18 protein-coding genes and 1 tRNA gene are annotated in these 18,725 nt (G+C 55.1%); all 19 read right to left on the bottom strand.

Features of this window, described 5'->3' with window-relative positions:
- The coding region (locus G5380_RS20370) for a GTP-binding protein (RefSeq protein ID WP_234887766.1) at positions 1–125 on the bottom strand (125 nt) is incomplete at its 3' end.
- A gap of 54 nt (positions 126–179) precedes the next feature.
- Positions 180–2,285 (bottom strand): elongation factor G, encoded by a 2,106-nt coding sequence (gene fusA, locus G5380_RS20365; protein WP_021229318.1) that lies wholly within the window; start codon positions 2,283–2,285, stop codon positions 180–182.
- Between the two features lie 75 nt (positions 2,286–2,360).
- Positions 2,361–2,831, bottom strand: coding sequence for a 30S ribosomal protein S7 (rpsG, locus tag G5380_RS20360; RefSeq protein WP_005339911.1), 471 nt, complete (start codon positions 2,829–2,831; stop codon positions 2,361–2,363).
- Positions 2,832–2,924: 93 nt separating this feature from the next.
- Entirely contained in the window at positions 2,925–3,299 is a 375-nt protein-coding gene (rpsL, locus tag G5380_RS20355; protein ID WP_005306278.1) for a 30S ribosomal protein S12, read from the bottom strand.
- Positions 3,300–3,481: 182 nt separating this feature from the next.
- Entirely contained in the window at positions 3,482–3,760 is a 279-nt protein-coding gene (gene tusB / locus G5380_RS20350) for a sulfurtransferase complex subunit TusB (protein ID WP_005339909.1), read from the bottom strand.
- Positions 3,761–3,767: 7 nt separating this feature from the next.
- Positions 3,768–4,127: a sulfurtransferase complex subunit TusC gene (gene tusC / locus G5380_RS20345; protein ID WP_421209068.1), complete on the bottom strand. Its 360-nt coding sequence runs from the start codon at positions 4,125–4,127 to the stop codon at positions 3,768–3,770.
- 8 nt (positions 4,128–4,135) lie between these two features.
- Positions 4,136–4,528: a sulfurtransferase complex subunit TusD gene (gene tusD / locus G5380_RS20340; RefSeq protein WP_159158030.1), complete on the bottom strand. Its 393-nt coding sequence runs from the start codon at positions 4,526–4,528 to the stop codon at positions 4,136–4,138.
- An 84-nt stretch (positions 4,529–4,612) separates the two neighbouring features.
- Positions 4,613–4,993 (bottom strand): RidA family protein, encoded by a 381-nt coding sequence (locus G5380_RS20335; protein ID WP_421209069.1) that lies wholly within the window; start codon positions 4,991–4,993, stop codon positions 4,613–4,615.
- Between the two features lie 24 nt (positions 4,994–5,017).
- Positions 5,018–5,734, bottom strand: coding sequence for a helix-turn-helix transcriptional regulator (locus G5380_RS20330; protein ID WP_005339902.1), 717 nt, complete (start codon positions 5,732–5,734; stop codon positions 5,018–5,020).
- A gap of 194 nt (positions 5,735–5,928) precedes the next feature.
- Positions 5,929–10,233 carry a DNA-directed RNA polymerase subunit beta' gene (gene rpoC / locus G5380_RS20325; RefSeq protein WP_270906242.1) on the bottom strand — a complete coding sequence of 1,435 codons (4,305 nt, stop codon included), beginning with the start codon at positions 10,231–10,233 and terminating at the stop codon, positions 5,929–5,931.
- A 91-nt stretch (positions 10,234–10,324) separates the two neighbouring features.
- Positions 10,325–14,353 carry a DNA-directed RNA polymerase subunit beta gene (gene rpoB / locus G5380_RS20320; protein ID WP_421173225.1) on the bottom strand — a complete coding sequence of 1,343 codons (4,029 nt, stop codon included), beginning with the start codon at positions 14,351–14,353 and terminating at the stop codon, positions 10,325–10,327.
- Between the two features lie 224 nt (positions 14,354–14,577).
- Complete coding sequence (gene rplL, locus G5380_RS20315; RefSeq protein WP_005341840.1) at positions 14,578–14,940, bottom strand: 50S ribosomal protein L7/L12; 363 nt, start codon at positions 14,938–14,940, stop codon at positions 14,578–14,580.
- Between the two features lie 51 nt (positions 14,941–14,991).
- Positions 14,992–15,492 carry a 50S ribosomal protein L10 gene (rplJ, locus tag G5380_RS20310; protein ID WP_216952230.1) on the bottom strand — a complete coding sequence of 167 codons (501 nt, stop codon included), beginning with the start codon at positions 15,490–15,492 and terminating at the stop codon, positions 14,992–14,994.
- Between the two features lie 256 nt (positions 15,493–15,748).
- A complete protein-coding gene (gene rplA / locus G5380_RS20305) occupies positions 15,749–16,450 on the bottom strand; it encodes a 50S ribosomal protein L1 (RefSeq protein ID WP_005339888.1) in 702 nt (233 codons plus the stop codon).
- Between the two features lie 4 nt (positions 16,451–16,454).
- Complete coding sequence (rplK, locus tag G5380_RS20300; RefSeq protein WP_026456244.1) at positions 16,455–16,883, bottom strand: 50S ribosomal protein L11; 429 nt, start codon at positions 16,881–16,883, stop codon at positions 16,455–16,457.
- A 134-nt stretch (positions 16,884–17,017) separates the two neighbouring features.
- Positions 17,018–17,545 carry a transcription termination/antitermination protein NusG gene (gene nusG / locus G5380_RS20295; RefSeq protein WP_019840195.1) on the bottom strand — a complete coding sequence of 176 codons (528 nt, stop codon included), beginning with the start codon at positions 17,543–17,545 and terminating at the stop codon, positions 17,018–17,020.
- 33 nt (positions 17,546–17,578) lie between these two features.
- Positions 17,579–17,950 carry a preprotein translocase subunit SecE gene (gene secE, locus G5380_RS20290; protein WP_005341843.1) on the bottom strand — a complete coding sequence of 124 codons (372 nt, stop codon included), beginning with the start codon at positions 17,948–17,950 and terminating at the stop codon, positions 17,579–17,581.
- Between the two features lie 60 nt (positions 17,951–18,010).
- A tRNA-Trp gene (locus G5380_RS20285) sits at positions 18,011–18,087 on the bottom strand.
- Between the two features lie 53 nt (positions 18,088–18,140).
- Positions 18,141–18,725: EF-Tu/IF-2/RF-3 family GTPase (locus tag G5380_RS20280; RefSeq protein WP_421179904.1), on the bottom strand; the 585-nt coding region annotated here is incomplete at its 5' end.

Raw genomic sequence — 18,725 nt, 5'->3', positions numbered from 1 at the left:
CCACCGAAGTGCTTGGCCAGCACGTTGGTGATAGCTGCAGTCAGGGTGGTTTTACCGTGGTCAACGTGGCCGATGGTGCCGACGTTTACGTGCGGTTTATTACGCTCAAATTTTTCTTTAGACACGACGTAGTCCTTCTAGGTTAAACCCGCCTACCGTCGTAGGCGGGGAATCTTAAATTACTTGGATTTGCGCTCTTCGATCACGGCTTGTGCAACGTTGGTCGGTGCATCGTGATACTTGGCGAATTCCATGGCGTAGGAAGCGCGACCCTGGGTAGCGGAACGCAGTGCAGTTGCATAACCGAACATTTCGGCCAGCGGCACCAGAGCACGTACGATCTTGCCGGACGGGCCATCTTCCATACCTTCGATCAGGCCACGACGACGGTTCAGGTCACCGATAACGTCGCCCATGTAATCTTCCGGAGTTTCAACTTCTACTTTCATGATCGGTTCGAGCAGAACCGGGTTGGCCTTCATGAAGCCAGCCTTAAAGGCCATGGAAGCAGCGATCTTGAACGCCAGTTCGGAAGAGTCGACATCGTGGTAAGAACCGAAGTGCAGACGCACACCCAGATCCATAACCGGGTAACCAGCCAGCGGACCAGATTTGAGCTGCTCACGGATACCTTTATCAACACCCGGGATGAATTCACCAGGAATGACACCACCTTTGATGTCGTTGACGAATTCGTATGCTTTGCCTTCTTCCAGCGGGTACATGTCGATAACAACATGACCGTACTGACCGCGACCACCAGACTGCTTGGCATGCTTGCCTTCGATGTCTTTAACTGTGGTACGGATGGTTTCACGGTAGGCAACCTGCGGCTTACCTACGTTGGCTTCAACCTTGAACTCGCGACGCATACGGTCAACGATGATGTCCAGGTGCAGCTCACCCATACCAGCGATGATGGTTTGACCTGACTCTTCGTCAGTCCATACGCGGAAGGACGGATCTTCCTGAGCCAGACGGCCCAGAGCCAGACCCATCTTCTCCTGGTCAGCCTTGGTTTTCGGCTCAACCGCGATAGAAATTACCGGCTCCGGGAATTCCATACGCTCGAGGATGATCGGTGCGTTCGGGTCACACAGGGTGTCACCAGTGGTCACGTCTTTCAGACCGATGGCAGCAGCGATGTCACCAGCGCGTACTTCTTTGATCTCTTCACGCTTGTTGGCATGCATCTGAACGATACGGCCAAAACGCTCGCGCTTGTCCTTGACGGAGTTCAGCACGGTGTCACCGGAGTTGATCACGCCAGAGTAGACACGGAAGAAGGTCAGGTTACCAACGAACGGGTCGGTAGCGATCTTGAACGCCAGAGCAGAGAACGGCTCGTCATCGGAAGCGTGACGCTCGTCTTTGGTCTCGCCGTCCATTTTCAGGCCGTCGATAGCAGCAACGTCGGTCGGAGCCGGCAGGTACTCGATCACGGCATCCAGCATGGCCTGTACGCCCTTGTTCTTGAACGCGGAGCCACAGGTTACCAGGATGATTTCGTTGTTCAGCACGCGCTGACGCAGAGCACCTTTGATCTCTTCCTCGGTCAGCTCTTCGCCGCCCAGGTATTTTTCCATCAGGTCTTCAGACGCTTCAGCAGCGGCTTCAACCAGATTCATGCGCATTTCTTGCGCCTGTTCCAGCAACTCGGCCGGGACGTCTTCGTAATCGAAGGATACGCCCTGGTCAGCTTCGTTCCAGTTGATGGCCTTCATCTTGACCAGGTCAACAACGCCCTTGAAGTTCTCTTCAGAGCCGATGTTCAGCTGAAGGGGAACCGGAGTACCTTTCAGACGGGTCTTGATGTGCTCAACACAACGCAGGAAGTTGGCACCGGTACGGTCCATCTTGTTGACGAACGCAATACGGGGAACCTTGTACTTGTTAGCCTGACGCCATACGGTTTCAGACTGTGGCTGTACGCCACCTACAGCACAGTACACCATCACGGCACCGTCCAGAACACGCATTGAACGCTCTACTTCGATAGTAAAGTCAACGTGGCCCGGGGTATCGATGATGTTGATACGGTGCGGTTGGAACTGTTTACCCATACCGGACCAGAAAGCGGTGGTCGCGGCGGAGGTGATGGTGATACCACGCTCTTGTTCCTGTTCCATCCAGTCCATGGTGGCAGCGCCATCGTGAACTTCACCGATCTTGTGACTTACACCGGTGTAAAACAGTACGCGCTCGGTAGTAGTAGTCTTACCGGCGTCAATGTGAGCGGAGATACCGATGTTACGATAACGCTCAATGGGGGTTGTACGAGCCATTGTCATCCTCTTACTAAGGCGCTTGTCCCTAGATAATTAAAGGTGCGCAGAGTCAAAAGACCCTGCGCAAGCGGATTACCAGCGGAAGTGAGCGAAGGCTTTGTTCGCTTCAGCCATACGGTGAACGTCTTCACGTTTCTTGACAGACGAACCCTTATTGTCAGCGGCATCCAGCAGCTCGCCAGCCAGACGCTGAGCCATTGATTTTTCACCACGTTTACGAGCGGCATCAACCAACCAGCGCATTGCCAGGGCATTGCGACGTACCGGACGAACTTCTACCGGCACCTGATAGGTTGCACCACCGACGCGACGAGATTTAACCTCGACCGCCGGACGAATGTTATCCAGAGCTTCTTCGAATACGGCCAGGTGCTCTTTGCCAGATTTGGTGGCAATGATGTCCAGGGCGCCATAAACAATGGCTTCTGCAACAGATTTCTTACCGTCAACCATTACTACGTTGACAAATTTAGCCAGCAGCTCTGATCCGAACTTGGGATCTGGCAGGATTTTACGCTGACCAACAACACGACGTCTTGGCATTTCAAATTCTCCGTAACTTCAGGGATTACCCAAAACTAGAAAGCTATCTAACTAGAAACGAATTAACGTTTGGCCTTACTTAACGGAGAACCATTAAGCTTTAGGACGCTTCACGCCATACTTGGAGCGAGCCTGCTTACGGTCTTTAACACCGGCACAGTCCAACGCACCACGAACGGTGTGATAACGAACACCTGGCAAGTCTTTTACACGACCGCCACGGATCAGAACAACAGAGTGCTCTTGCAGGTTGTGACCTTCACCACCGATGTAGGAGGTGACTTCGAAGCCGTTGGTCAGACGTACACGGCACACTTTACGCAGTGCAGAGTTAGGCTTCTTCGGGGTGGTGGTATATACACGAGTGCATACGCCACGCTTCTGAGGGCACGCTTCCAGCGCCGGCACGTTGCTTTTCACAACGAGCTTGATGCGTGGCTTGCGAACCAACTGGTTAATAGTTGCCATCAAAAGGCTCCTGATAATGACTTCATAAACGTGTGGAAAATCCTCCCCGCAGATACGGGGACGCGAAATTTTATGCCCTGTTGTCTGGGGAGTCAAGATTTATACAATTTGCGTCACAAAAGGGCAATTCGGATCCGTTTGATTTCATGACATCACCTTGAATTTTCTTGAAAATATGCTTCTCAGCCACCCCAGGTGCGCGGGGAACCTTTTTGCGCAATCAGTGCCACCAGACCCGCCATATCGAGCACATTGCCCACCCGATGCTGCAAACCGCGAGCTTGCAGATCTTCCTGCATCACATAAAGCGGGATACCCGCCAGCCGCGCGCTCCACTGGGGAGCCGATGCCGCAATCACGGCATCCTGCATCAGTACCAGCTCATCCTCGGGCTGAAGGTATGAGAGCGCCTCTGCCAGAGCCTGACTCTGAAAGGGGGAGTTCAATATCAGATGCAACATGGAGACCTCAAAAGCTGATGTGAGTCGAATATTGTGCCCAGCGCCGAGCCAGTTCCTGGCGCGGCAGACTCTCGACGGGGATCAGCAGATCATCCACTGTCACGCCACGCTCTGCCAGCGAGTCAGCACAAACGTAGACCTCTTCGATATCGTAGAGTTCCAGCATTTTGAAGGTGGGCGCGTAGTGGCGCTGCAAAATGGCGGCAGGTTGCTGCTCCTTGAGCAGTTGCAGCACGCCGTCCCCAATTAGGAAGAGGGCCAGCTCATCGGTCATGGCCGAGGTGGCCAGCAGGGCATCCAACCCTTCCCGACCGGCGGCATGGCCATGGGGGCCACGACTGCAGATAAAGGCGATTTTCTTGCTCATGACTCCCCCTAGAACTGAACCAGCCGATCGGCGGTGAGCGCCGCCTCGGCCAACTGGCCCAGACCGCTCAGGCAAAATGGCGCTTGCAGATTGAAGTGTGTCTGCCCTGCCCCCTTGGCCTCCTGCTCATCGAGCACACCGCGCCGCATGGCGGCGGCGACACAGACATCGATACGGATCCCCTGCTCTTCTGCCAGCTCTCGCCACAGACGCACCAGGTCAGTCTCATCGGATGCAGGCAGATGCAAACCGTTGCCGTTGCAGACCCCGTCCTGATAGAAGAACAGGTGGGACAAGGTATGCCCCTGTGCCAACAGGGTGCGGGCAAAGCGATAGGCTGTGCTGGCCGACTGGGTGCCATAGGCAGGCCCCGTGACCAGAATGGCAAAACTCAGACTCATAGCAGGACTCCTGTGCTGACCCGGTCCATTTTACGCCAAAAACAAAAAAGCCCCTGCCAGGAGGGGCTTGATTCGATCTGTTGATCAGAGATGGGCAATCGCCTCGACCTCGACCAGCACATCTTTCGGCAGACGAGCCACCTCCACGCAGGAGCGGGCTGGTGCTGCATCGCCAAAGTAGCGGGCATAGACCTGATTGAAGGCAACGAAGTTGTTCATGTCACTCAGGAAGCAGGTGGTTTTGACCACTTTGCTGGCATCAGCACCCGCAGCGTGCAACACGGCAACCAGATTCTTCATCACCCGTTCGGCCTGCTCTTCGATGCCGCCAGCCACGATTTCCATGGTGGTAGGATCGAGCGGGATCTGCCCGGAGGTGAAGATCATCTCGCCAACCTTGGTAGCCTGAACATACGGACCAATCGCGGCAGGCGCCTTGTCGGTTGCAATCACTTCTTTAGCCATTCATCTATCCCCTTCTGGAATGAGTTACTCGTTCTCGTCTTCACCCTGCTTGCGCTGTCGGATGTAAAGATAAACGGTATGTTTTGAAATATTGAGTTTGTCCGCCACCAGATTGATCGAATCCTTGATGTCGAAAATGCCCTTCTCGAACAGCTGGGTCACGATGAAGCGATTCTTGGCATTGTTGGCCACGGTGGGATCGCGATTGATCTCGTCGATGGTGTTATCCACCGTCTGGGCAACCAGCTCTTCCACGCTGTTGGCGAAGGTCTCTGGTGACTGACGCGCCGCCTGCTGGGGCGTCGGGAAAAATTCGGCCACGAACTCGTGGAAAGGCGCATTGATGTGCAGGTTGATGCAAATAAGCCCCACTACTTGCCGCTCGCTGTTGCGAATGGCGATGGTGCTCGACTTCATCAGCGCGCCGGTACGGCTGCGAGCGAAATAGCTCTGGGTGTAATCCTGGCCGGTGCTCTCGATGTCCTTGAGCATGCGCAGGGCGAGATCGGTGATAGGCGCCCCGAGGGTACGTCCGGTATTGAAGCCGTTGGCGATCTTGATCACCGACTCGTGCAGATTTTCCAGGGAGTGGAGGACCACTTCACAATGCTTGCCGAACAGCTCGGCCAAGCCATCGATGAGCCCATCGTATGAGCGCAACAATTCCCTGTCTTCATCTGTAAAAGTGCGGCTGATCAGCTGTTCTTCGGGAAGCATAGCTTCCTCGATACCGACAGTCATGTTCTACCCCTGTAATAACCATTCAACTTTCCCGAGTTTTAAATTGCAGGGGAGTAAAGTCAACTTTTTTTGATTTTTTACTCTACAACTTTGCTCTGGATCATCCTGAAACCCGCGCTGCGTCTACCTTTGCCGAGGAATTGGCCAACAAAAAGGGCTCCTTGAAGGAGCCCTTTTCAATCACGGATGACGAGTTACTCTTCGTCGAAGCTACCGGCTGCGTTCAGCAGATCCGCCAGGTTCTGCTCTGCTTCATCAGCGGTCACCTGCGGGGTACCAACAGCACGAGCTGCGGCAGCACGCTGGTTGATCCGGCTATGGTGGTAGGCAAAGCCGGTACCAGCCGGGATCAGACGACCCACGATGACGTTCTCTTTCAGGCCACGCAGTTCGTCACGCTTGCCACCAACGGCGGCTTCGGTCAGAACTCGAGTGGTTTCCTGGAAGGAAGCCGCGGAGATGAAGGACTCGGTGCTCAGAGATGCCTTGGTAATACCCATCAGTACATGACGGTAGGTCGCAGGGGTCTTGCCCTCGGCAACCAGCTTACGGTTGGCAATCTTCACACGAGCAACTTCAACCTGTTCGCCTTCGATCAGATCGGTATCGCCAGCGCTCAGGATCTCGCACTTGCGCAGCATCTGACGAACGATGACTTCGATGTGCTTGTCGTTGATCTTAACGCCTTGCAGACGGTAAACGTCCTGCACTTCGTTGGCGATGTAGTTGGCGACCGGGCTGATACCGCGCAGACGCAGGATGTCGTGAGCAGACTCAGGACCGTCCGCCAGCACTTCACCCTTCTCAACTTTTTCACCTTCGAACACGTTCAGGTTACGCCACTTCGGAATCATCTCTTCGTAGACGTTGCCACCATCGGTCGGGGTGATGACCAGACGGCGTTTGCCCTTGGTCTCTTTCCCGAAGGAGATGGTACCGGAGATCTCGGCCAGAATTGCCGGTTCCTTCGGTTGACGTGCTTCGAACAGATCCGCAACGCGCGGCAGACCACCGGTGATGTCCTTGGTACCGCCGGACTCTTGCGGGATACGCGCTACCGCGTCACCCACGCCCACGTTGGCACCATCTTCCAGGTTCACGATCGCCTTGCCCGGCAGGAAGTACTGGGCGGCTACATCGGTACCCGGGATCATCACGTCTTTGCCGTTCAGGTCGACCAGTTTAACGGTCGGACGCATCTCTTTACCGGCGCTCGGACGCTCGTTGACGTCCAGAACAACGATAGAAGAGAGACCGGTCAGCTCGTCGGTCTGACGAGTGATGGTCACACCATCGATCATGTGTTCGAACTGCAGGCGACCTGCCACTTCGGTGATGATCGGGTGGGTGTGCGGATCCCAATTGGCAACGGTCTCGCCAGCACTCACGGCCTGGCCGTCCTTCACTTCCAGCACAGAACCGTAAGGCAGCTTGTGGCTCTCCTTGGTACGGCCCATGTCGTCCATGATGGTCAGTTCGGTAGAACGTGAGGTGATAACCAGTTTGTCATCGCTGTTGTGAACGAACTTGGCGTTCTGCAGCTTGATGGTACCTGTGTTCTTGACCTGGATGCTGCTTTCAGCAGCGGCACGAGATGCAGCACCACCGATGTGGAACGTACGCATCGTCAGCTGGGTACCCGGTTCACCGATGGACTGGGCGGCGATAACACCGACAGCCTCACCCTTGTTAACCAGGTGACCACGGGCCAGATCACGGCCGTAGCAGTGAGCACAGTTACCGAAGTCGGTTTCACAGGTGATGGCAGAACGTACCTTCACACGGTCAACGGAGTTGCGTTCCAGCAGGTCACACAGTTGCTCGTCGAGCAGGGTGTTGCGAGCAACCAGGATCTCGTCCTCGGTACCCGGCTTGATGACATCTTCTGCCACCACACGACCCAGCACGCGCTCACGCAGCGGCTCGACCACGTCGCCACCCTCGATCAGAGGAGTCATCCACAGACCGTCGGTAGTGCCGCAATCGTCCTCGGTGATCACCATGTCCTGCGCCACGTCTACCAGACGACGAGTCAGGTAACCGGAGTTCGCAGTCTTCAGTGCAGTATCCGCCAGACCCTTACGAGCACCGTGGGTAGAGATAAAGTACTGCAGTACGTTCAGACCTTCGCGGAAGTTCGCGATGATCGGGGTCTCGATGATGGAGCCATCTGGCTTGGCCATCAGGCCACGCATACCGGCCAGCTGACGGATCTGAGCGGCGGAACCACGCGCACCAGAGTCGGCCATCATAAAGATGCTGTTGAACGAGGCCTGCTCTTCTTCTTCACCCAGCGAGTTGACGTTACGCTCTTTGGACAAGTTCTCCATCATGGCCTTGGAGACGCGCTCGTTGGCGCTGGCCCAGATATCGATAACCTTGTTGTAACGTTCGCCCGCAGTTACCAGACCGGACAGGAACTGATCCTGGATCTCGGCAACTTCGGCTTCGGCAGACGCGATGATGTCTTTCTTGGCATCCGGGATGACCATGTCATCGATACCAACGGAAGCACCGGACAGCGCCGCGTAGTGGAAACCGGTATACATCAGCTGGTCAGCGAAGATAACGGTGTCCTTCAGCCCCTGCTTGCGATAGCAGGTGTTCAGCAGACGGGAGATGAGCTTTTTGCCCAGCGCCTTGTTGGATACGCATTTGATCCAGTTCTGCGGATTGGCTTCCAGATCGGCCTGCTCGGCAGCAGTCAGCACCTTCGGCTCGTCGATCAGGGCGTATTCCATACCTTTCGGCAGGATCAGGCTCAGGATCGCACGACCAACGGTGGTGTTCTTCATCTCGGTCTTGGCAACCAGCTCACCGTCTTCGTTCTTCACGTACTCGGTGATGCGGCACTTGACGCGAGCATGCAGGTCGGCCAGACCAGCACGGTACACTTTCTCGGCCTCTTTCGGGCCGGACAGCACCATACCTTCACCCTTCGCATTGATGCGGGCGCGGGTCATGTAGTACAGACCCAAGACCACGTCCTGAGAAGGAACGATGATCGGCTCACCGGAGGCTGGCGACAGGATGTTGTTGGTAGACATCATCAGCGCACGCGCTTCCAGCTGGGCTTCCAGGGTCAGCGGTACGTGAACCGCCATCTGGTCACCATCGAAGTCCGCGTTATACGCAGCACAAACGAGCGGGTGCAGCTGGATTGCCTTGCCTTCGACCAGAGTCGGTTCGAATGCCTGGATACCCAGACGGTGCAGAGTCGGTGCACGGTTCAGCAGAACCGGATGTTCGCGGATCACTTCGTCCAGGATATCCCAAACGACAGCTTCTTCGCGCTCCACCATCTTCTTGGCGGCCTTGATAGTGGTCGCCAGACCGCGGGTTTCCAGCTTGCCATAGATGAACGGCTTGAACAGTTCCAGCGCCATCTTCTTCGGCAGACCGCACTGATGCAGACGCAGAGTCGGGCCTACGGTGATAACGGAACGACCGGAGTAGTCGACACGCTTACCGAGCAGGTTCTGACGGAAACGACCCTGCTTACCCTTGATCATGTCGGCCAGGGATTTCAGCGGGCGCTTGTTGGAACCGGTGATGGCACGACCGCGACGGCCGTTATCCAGCAGCGCATCGACGGACTCTTGCAGCATACGCTTTTCGTTGCGCACGATGATGTCCGGAGCAGCCAGATCCAGCAGACGCTTCAAGCGGTTGTTACGGTTGATCACGCGACGGTACAGATCGTTCAGATCGGAAGTCGCGAAACGGCCGCCGTCCAGCGGTACCAGCGGACGCAGGTCCGGCGGCAGCACGGGCAGCACTGTCATGATCATCCACTCCGGCTTGTTGCCGGACTGCAGGAAAGCTTCCATCAGCTTCAGACGCTTGGTGGTCTTCTTGCGTTTGGTCTCGGAGTTGGTCTGATCCAGCTCCTCACGCATCGCTTTGACTTCACCTTCCAGATCGATGGCGCGCAGCAATGCCAGGATTGCTTCGGCACCCATCTTGGCGTCAAATTCGTCGCCCCACTCTTCCAGCGCATCCAGGTACTGCTCTTCAGAGAGCATCTGGCTGCGTTCGAGGTTGGTCATGCCCGGCTCGATAACTACGAAAGATTCGAAGTAGAGCACGCGTTCGATGTCGCGCAGGGTCATGTCCAGCAGCAGGCCGATACGGGACGGCAGGGACTTCAGGAACCAGATGTGGGCAGTCGGGCTGGCCAGCTCGATGTGGCCCATACGCTCACGACGGACCTTGGTCTGGGTCACTTCAACGCCGCACTTCTCACAGATCACACCACGGTGTTTCAGGCGCTTATACTTGCCGCACAGACACTCGTAGTCCTTCACCGGTCCGAAGATACGGGCGCAGAACAGACCATCACGCTCCGGCTTGAAAGTCCGGTAGTTGATGGTCTCAGGCTTTTTGACCTCACCGAATGACCAGGAGCGGATCATGTCAGGAGAGGCCAGACCGATCTTGATGCTGTCAAACTCTTCGGTCTTGGTCTGAGCCTTCAAAAACTTGAGTAAGTCTTTCACGTGTTTCCCCTGTCAGGAGTCTAACCTCGGCGCCCCGGCTGCCAAAACAGCGGGGCGCCCACGTCAATTCTCGAACAATAAGAGCGAGCTCTTACTCTTCGTCCAGCTCGATGTTGATACCCAGAGAGCGGATTTCCTTCAGCAATACGTTGAAGGATTCGGGCATGCCCGGCTCCATACGGTGGTCGCCATCCACGATGTTCTTGTACATCTTGGTACGGCCATTCACATCGTCAGACTTGACGGTCAGCATCTCCTGCAGGGTATATGCCGCACCGTAAGCCTCCAGGGCCCACACTTCCATCTCACCGAAACGCTGACCACCGAACTGAGCCTTACCACCCAGCGGCTGCTGGGTAACCAGGCTGTAAGAACCGGTAGAACGCGCGTGCATCTTGTCGTCGACCAAGTGGTTCAGCTTGAGCATGTACATGTAACCAACGGTTACTTTACGCTCGAAGCGGTTACCGGTACGGCCGTCGAACAGATCAATCTGACCGGATTCCGGCAGATCGGCCAGCTTCAGCAGGGCTTTGATTTCGCGCTCTTTGGCACCATCAAACACTGGAGTAGCAACCGGCAGACCCTTACGCAGGTTACCCACCAGGGTCCGTACGTCGTCGTCAGACAGTTCGGCGATGTTCACTTGCTGGGTGTCCTTCTCGCCCAGGTCATAGACCTGTTGCAGGAAGTTGCGCATCTCGTGCAGCTCGCGCTGCTCTTTGACCATGCGATCGATCTTCTCGCCGATACCCTTGGCCGCAAGGCCCAAGTGCACTTCGAGGATCTGACCGATGTTCATACGGGATGGTACGCCCAACGGGTTCAGTACGATGTCGACCGGACGGCCGAACTCGTCATGAGGCATATCCTCGACCGGACAGATCTTGGAGATAACACCCTTGTTACCGTGACGGCCCGCCATCTTGTCACCCGGCTGGATGCGACGCTTGACTGCCAGATAAACCTTGACGATTTTCAGTACGCCCGGTGCCAGATCATCACCCTGGATAATCTTGCGACGCTTGTTCTCGAATTTCTTGTCGAACTCGGCTTTCAGCTCAACGTGCTGTTCAGCGATCTGTTCCAGTTCGGTCTGCTTGCCTTCGTCTTCGATGGCCAGTTCAAACCACTTGGAGCGATCGAGCTTGTTCAGACGATCTTCGCTGTAACCGGCGGCCAGCAGCAGGTTGCGGGAGCGGCCGAAAATGCCGTCTTCCAGGATCTTGAACTCTTCGGTCAAGTCCTTCTTCGCTTCCTTCAGCTGCATCTCTTCGATTTCTTTGGCGCGCTTGTCTTTTTCCACGCCATCGCGGGTAAAGACTTGCACGTCAACCACGGTACCGTACACACCGTTCGGTACACGCAGGGAGGAGTCCTTCACATCGGACGCCTTCTCACCGAAGATGGCGCGCAGCAGCTTCTCTTCCGGCGTCAGCTGGGTTTCACCTTTCGGGGTTACCTTACCGACCAGAATGTCGCCGCCCTTCACTTCGGCACCCACGTAGACGATACCGGACTCGTCCAGCTTGGACAGAGCGGCTTCACCCACGTTCGGGATGTCAGCAGTGATCTCTTCCGGACCCAGCTTGGTGTCACGGGAGATACAGGCCAGTTCCTGGATATGGATGGTGGTCAGGCGATCTTCCTGAACAACACGCTCGTTCACCAGGATCGAGTCTTCGAAGTTGTAACCGTTCCACGGCATGAACGCGACGCGCATGTTCTGACCCAGCGCCAGCTCACCCAGATCGGTGGACGGGCCGTCAGCCAGTACGTCGCCAGCCATGACCGGCTCACCCAACATCACGCAAGGACGCTGGTTGATACAGGTGTTCTGGTTGGAACGGGTGTATTTGGTCAGGTTGTAGATGTCGATACCGGCTTCGCCTGGCATCAGCTCATCTTCATTGACCTTCAGGACGATACGGGAGGCATCGACATAGTCGATTACGCCGCCACGCTTGGCCACTACGGTTACACCGGAGTCAACGGCCACAGCGCGTTCCATACCGGTACCTACCAGCGGCTTGTCAGCACGCAGAGTCGGTACAGCCTGACGTTGCATGTTTGAACCCATCAATGCGCGGTTCGCGTCATCGTGTTCCAGGAACGGGATCAGAGCCGCAGCCACAGATACGATCTGCTGCGGGCTCACGTCCATATACTGGATCTGGTCGGCGTTCATAAAGGTGGATTCACCTTTGTGACGGCACGGGATCAATTCATCTTTCAGTCGGCCATCTTCGGTGGTCGCGGCGTTAGCCTGTGCGATCACGTACTTGCCTTCTTCAATAGCAGACAGGTAGTCCACTTCGTCGGTGATCACACCGTCAATGACCTTACGGTACGGGGTCTCGAGGAAACCGTACTCGTTGGTACGAGAGTACACGGACAGAGAGTTGATCAGACCGATGTTCGGACCTTCAGGAGTCTCGATAGGGCACAGACGACCGTAGTGGGTCGGGTGTACGTCTCGGACTTCAAAGCCGGCACGCTCACGAGTCAAACCGCCCGGGCCCAGCGCAGAGATACGGCGCTTGTGGGTCACTTCGGAGAGCGGGTTGTTCTGGTCCATAAACTGGGACAGCTGGCTGGAACCAAAGAACTCTTTGACTGCGGCGGAGATCGGCTTGGCGTTGATCAGATCCTGCGGCATCAGGGTGTCCAGGTCGCCCAGGGAGAGACGCTCCTTGACCGCACGCTCGACACGCACCAGACCGACGCGGAACTGGTTTTCAGCCATTTCACCGACAGAACGGATACGACGGTTACCCAGGTGGTCGATATCGTCCACTTCGTCGTTACCGTTACGGATGTCGATCAGGCGCTTCATTACATCGACGATATCGTCTTTGGTCAGTACGCCAGCGCCAGTCTCGTCTTCACGACCCAGACGGCGGTTGAACTTCATCCGACCTACGGTAGACAGGTCGTAACGCTCGGCAGAGAAGAACAGGTTTTCGAACAGCTGCTCTGCTGCTTCACGTGTCGGCGGCTCGCCCGGACGCATCATGCGGTAGATTTCTACCAGCGCTTCCAGACGGTTGGTGCTGGAATCGACGCGCAGGGTCTCGGACATGTAGGCACCGTGATCCAGTTCGTTGGTGAACAGAACCTCGAAATGCTTGAAGCCGGCCTGGGACAGGTTGGCAATCGCTTCCAGACTCAGCGCCTGGTTGGCTGCCACTACCAGTTCGCCAGTTTGCGGATGTGCGTAGTCCTTGGCTGCAACTTTGCCAACAACGTACTCAACCGGTACCTCAATCTGGGTAACGGCGTCTTTTTCCAACTGACGGATGTGACGGGCAGTCACACGACGACCGGTTTCAACAACCACGGCACCATTGGCCACGATGTCGAAGGTCGCAGTTTCGCCACGCAGGCGCTCCGGCACCAGATCCATCATCAACTTGCCATCTTTGACCTCGAAACCGATGGTTTCGAAGAAGGTGGCCAGGATTTGTTCGGAAGTGAAGTCCAGGGCGCGCAGAATAATGGATGCCGGCAGTTTGCGACGACGGTCGATACGGACAAACAGGTTGTCTTTCGCATCGAACTCGAAGTCCAGCCAGGAGCCACGGTAGGGGATAACGCGAGCGTTATACAGCACCTTACCGGATGAATGTGTTTTGCCTTTATCGTGGTCGAAGAAGACGCCCGGGCTGCGGTGCAGCTGGGAAACGATAACCCGCTCGGTACCATTGATAACAAAGGTGCCGTTCTCGGTCATGAGCGGAATTTCGCCCATGTATACTTCTTGTTCCTTGATGTCTTTGACGGTGCCGGCAGCTGCTTCACGGTCGTACAGAACCATACGAAGCTTGACACGCAGCGGCGCGGAGTAGGTCACTCCACGGATCTGGCATTCTTTTACGTCAAATACCGGCTCACCCAGGCGATAGCTGACATACTGAAGCTCAGCACTACCGGAGTAACTGGTGATCGGGAAAACGCTACGGAAAGCGGCCTCTAGGCCATATTCACCTTCCGGGTCAGCCTCGATGAACTGCTTGAAGGAGTCCAGCTGAATGGACAACAGATAAGGCGTGTCCAGTACCTGGTCTCGCTTACCGAAGTCCTTACGAATGCGTTTTTTTTCGGTATAAGAGTAAACCATAGGGTTCCTCAGCTCGCTGATAAGTGACCCACTCTGTCCCGCGGGACAGCTCTGTCTCAACACCGTTTTGTGTTGGCCCGGACGAAAGAAGACAGTCCGGATTGCTGGTGCACCGAGAGTCGTAAACGGTGTGAAATGCTCTCAGTCTACAGCGCAAAAAGGCTGGTGAACAAAAATTCACCAGCCCTAGCCTGTTTTATCAGGCTAATCTACATAAATGCAGATTATTTGATCTCAACAGAAGCACCGGCAGCTTCCAGCTCTTTCTTCAGAGCTTCAGCTTCGTCTTTGGAGACGGCTTCTTTCAGGTTAGCCGGAGCAGCTTCTACCAGATCTTTGGCTTCTTTCAGGCCCAGACCGGTAGCGCCACGAACGGCTTTGATGACGGCAACTTTGTTGGCACCGGCAGCAGTCAGAACTACGTCGAACTCGGTCTTCTCTTCTACTGCTTCAGCGGCCGGACCGGCAGCAACAGCAACAGCGGCAGAAACACCGAATTTCTCTTCCATAGCTTCGATCAGCTCAACAACTTCCATTACGGACATGGAAGCAACGGCTTCGATGATTTGGTCTTTAGTGATAGACATGACAAAAATTCCTGATGTTGAATAAACTCAAACAGCCTAAATAGGCGAGAATCAAGCAGCAGCTTGCTTCTGATCACGCACAGCAGCGATGGTACGAACCAGCTTGCCAGCAGAGGCTTCTTTCATAGTCGCCATCAACTTCGCAATTGCTTCGTCGTAAGTCGGCAGCGTGGCCAGACGATCAATTTGTGCTGCGGCGATAAACTCACCGTTAAAAGCGCCAGCCTTGATTTCGAACTTTTGGTTCGCTTTGGCAAACTCTTTGAACAGACGAGCAGCAGCGCCCGGGTGTTCGTTAGAGAAAGCAATCAAGGTAGGACCGGTAAATGCGTCGTTCAGGCACTCGTATTCGGTACCTTCTACCGCGCGACGCAGCAGGGTGTTACGCACAACGCGCATGTACACACCGGCTTCACGAGCGGTTTTACGCAGGACGGTCATCTTGTCTACAGTGACACCGCGAGAATCGGCAACAACTGCAGAAAGAGCGCCTTTGGCAGCTTCGTTGACTTCAGCAACAATTGCCTTTTTGTCTTCGAGTCCCAATGCCATTGGCTTAACTCCTGGATTGAATCCGGGTCAAATGACCCAGTACTGACACATCCCCCCTACCTTTACAACAGAGGGGAACGATGCGGTAGCAGGATTCCAGAAGAGAAAGAATCTTTCTCGCTGGGTTTCCGGCACCGTCTACGCAGGAAACATTAAGGCTTTGCAGCCTCCTGCGGTCTTGGACGGAGGTCGAAACCCCCAACCAATCAAGGCGCAAAATTATAGATTAAATTTTGCGCCTTGTAAAACCCATCAATTAGGCCTGAGCTTCCAGAGAAGCTTGGTCTACGGCAACACCGGCACCCATGGTGGTGGAGATGCTGACTTTCTTGATGAATTGACCTTTGGCGGAAGAGGGCTTGCCTTTTTTCAGGGCAACCAGCAGAGCTTCCAAGTTTTCTTTCAGCTGAACTTCGTTGAAAGAAACCTTACCCAGAGTGGTATGGATGATACCATTCTTGTCGTTACGGTAACGAACCTGACCAGCCTTGGCGTTCTTGACAGCTTCGGCAACGTTAGGAGTTACAGTACCAACTTTCGGGTTCGGCATCAGGCCGCGCGGGCCCAGGATTTGACCCAGTTGACCAACAACGCGCATGGCATCCGGGGATGCGATAACTACGTCGAAGTTCATCTCGCCTTTCTTAACCAGATCGGCCAGGTCATCCATACCTACCAGGTCAGCACCGGCAGCTTTAGCTGCTTCGGCATTGGCACCTTGGGTAAATACGGCAACGCGAACATCACGACCGGTACCGTGCGGCAGTACAGTAGCACCACGTACGTTCTGGTCAGATTTACGAGCGTCGATACCCAGGTTGACAGCAACGTCAACGCTTTCAACGAACTTGGCGGTAGCCAGTTCTTTCAGCAGGGCAATGGCTTCGTTGATGGAGTACTCTTTGGTACCGTCAACTTTTTCGCGAATAACGCGCATACGCTTGGAAAGTTTAGCCATTGTCTTAATCCTCCACTACCAGACCCATGGAACGAGCGGAGCCTGCGATGCAACGTACTTTTGCATCCAGATCGGCACCGGTCATATCCGGTTCTTTGGTCTTGGCGATTTCTTGCAGCTGGGCTACGGTCACCTTACCAACCTTGTCTTTGTTCGGCTTGGCAGAACCAGACTTGATGCCAGCAGCTTTCTTCAGCAGGAAGGAAGCAGGCGGAGTCTTGGTTTCGAAGGTGAAGGAACGGTCGCTGTAAACGGTGATCACGACCGGGGTCGGTGAACCTTTTTCCAGCTTTTCTGTACGAGCGTTGAACGCCTTACAGAATTCCATGATGTTAACACCGTGTTGACCCAGTGCAGGACCAACGGGAGGAGACGGGTTGGCTGCACCAGCAGCAACCTGCAGCTTGATATAAGCTGTGACTTTCTTAGCCATTAGGAAATTACCTCAAAAATGGGTTCTAGCGCCTCGGAGACATGCTCCTGCAAACGGCTCCCCAACTAATAAAGGGGCAGCGAATTATAGAGATATTCGCCGCCCCTGACAACTGTTGAGTGAACAGAAATCAATCAGCCCTTTTCGACCTGACCGAAATCCAACTCAACGGGAGTAGAACGACCGAAGATCAGTACAGAAACCTTCACGCGGCTCTTCTCGTAGTCCACCTCTTCAACGGTTCCATTGAAGTCGGCAAACGGACCATCGGCAACCCGCACCATTTCACCCGGTTCAAACAGGGTTTTCGGACGCGGCTTGTCGTGGGCATCCTGCAGACGGTTCAGGATGGCATCGGCCTCTTTGTCGGAGATCGGTGCTGGACGGTCGGAAGTACCGCCGATGAAGCCCATGACGCGCGGTACGTTACGCACCAGGTGCCATGTGGTTTCATCCATGATCATCTGAACCAGGACATAGCCCGGGAAAAACTTGCGCTCACTCTTGCGCTTCTGGCCTGCACGCATCTCGACCACTTCTTCGGTCGGGACCAGTACTTCACCGAACATGTCTTCCATGCCATGCATCTTGATATGCTCGCGCAGGGATTTGGCGACACGGCCTTCATAGCCGGAAAAGGCCTGCACGACATACCATCTCATACGCTGTTCACGTTGTTCAGTCATGGCTTATCCTTACACACCGGTAATCAGGTTGACCAACCAGACCAAGGCGCCGTCCAGAACGAACAGCAGCAGCCCCATCACGGCGGTCACCGCCAGCACAATCAGGGTTGTCTGAATGGCTTCCTGACGGGTTGGCCATACGACCTTGCGGACTTCCAGGCGAGACTCACGGGCGAATGCCAGTGTTGCCTTCCCTTTGGTGGTTTGCAGGGCTACTGCACCGGCAGCAGCGATGACAATGACCACACCCAAGGCGCGGACGGCAGCAATAACATCGCTCAGTAGATAATTACCTACTACAGCGGCCACCAGGATAATGAAAACCAGGCCCCAAAGCAGGGTATCCTTGCTTCCGCCCTGGTTCTCAGAACTAACACTCATACAACCCACCTGTATCTGACGTAACCAAAGACACAAAAGCCCCGTACGAGACGAGGTATATGGCAGGGGCGGCAGGACTCGAACCCGCAACCATCGGTTTTGGAGACCGCTGTTCTACCAATTCGAACTACGCCCCTGCATAAGAAAGCCCCTATTATAGGGGCTTTGCTTTATTTATGTAAGCCAAAGATTAAGCGATAACTTTAGCTACAACACCAGCACCTACGGTACGGCCACCTTCACGGATAGCGAAACGCAGGCCGTCGTCCATTGCGATCGGTGCAATCAGGGTAACAACCATCTTGATGTTGTCGCCCGGCATTACCATCTCTACGCCTTCCGGCAGTTCGATGGTACCGGTCACGTCGGTAGTACGGAAGTAGAACTGCGGACGGTAGCCTTTGAAGAACGGGGTATGACGACCACCTTCTTCTTTGGACAGCACGTACACTTCAGATTCAAACTTGGTGTGCGGCTTGATGGTGCCCGGCTTGGCCAGTACCTGACCACGCTCTACGTCTTCACGCTTCACGCCACGCAGCAGTGCACCGATGTTCTCGCCTGCACGACCTTCGTCCAGCAGTTTGCGGAACATTTCAACGCCGGTACAGGTGGTCTTGGTGGTATCTTTGATACCAACGATTTCCACTTCTTCACCAACTTTAACGATACCGCGCTCTACACGACCGGTAACTACAGTACCACGGCCAGCGATAGAGAATACGTCTTCGATCGGCATCAGGAACGGCTGGTCAATCGCACGCTCCGGCTCCGG

This window comes from Aeromonas sp. 604443, from assembly GCF_049170315.1.
GTDB lineage: Bacteria > Pseudomonadota > Gammaproteobacteria > Enterobacterales > Aeromonadaceae > Aeromonas > Aeromonas veronii_A.
Note: the sequence above shows the minus strand (reverse complement) of the source record. Positions and strands in the feature narration are given on the sequence as shown.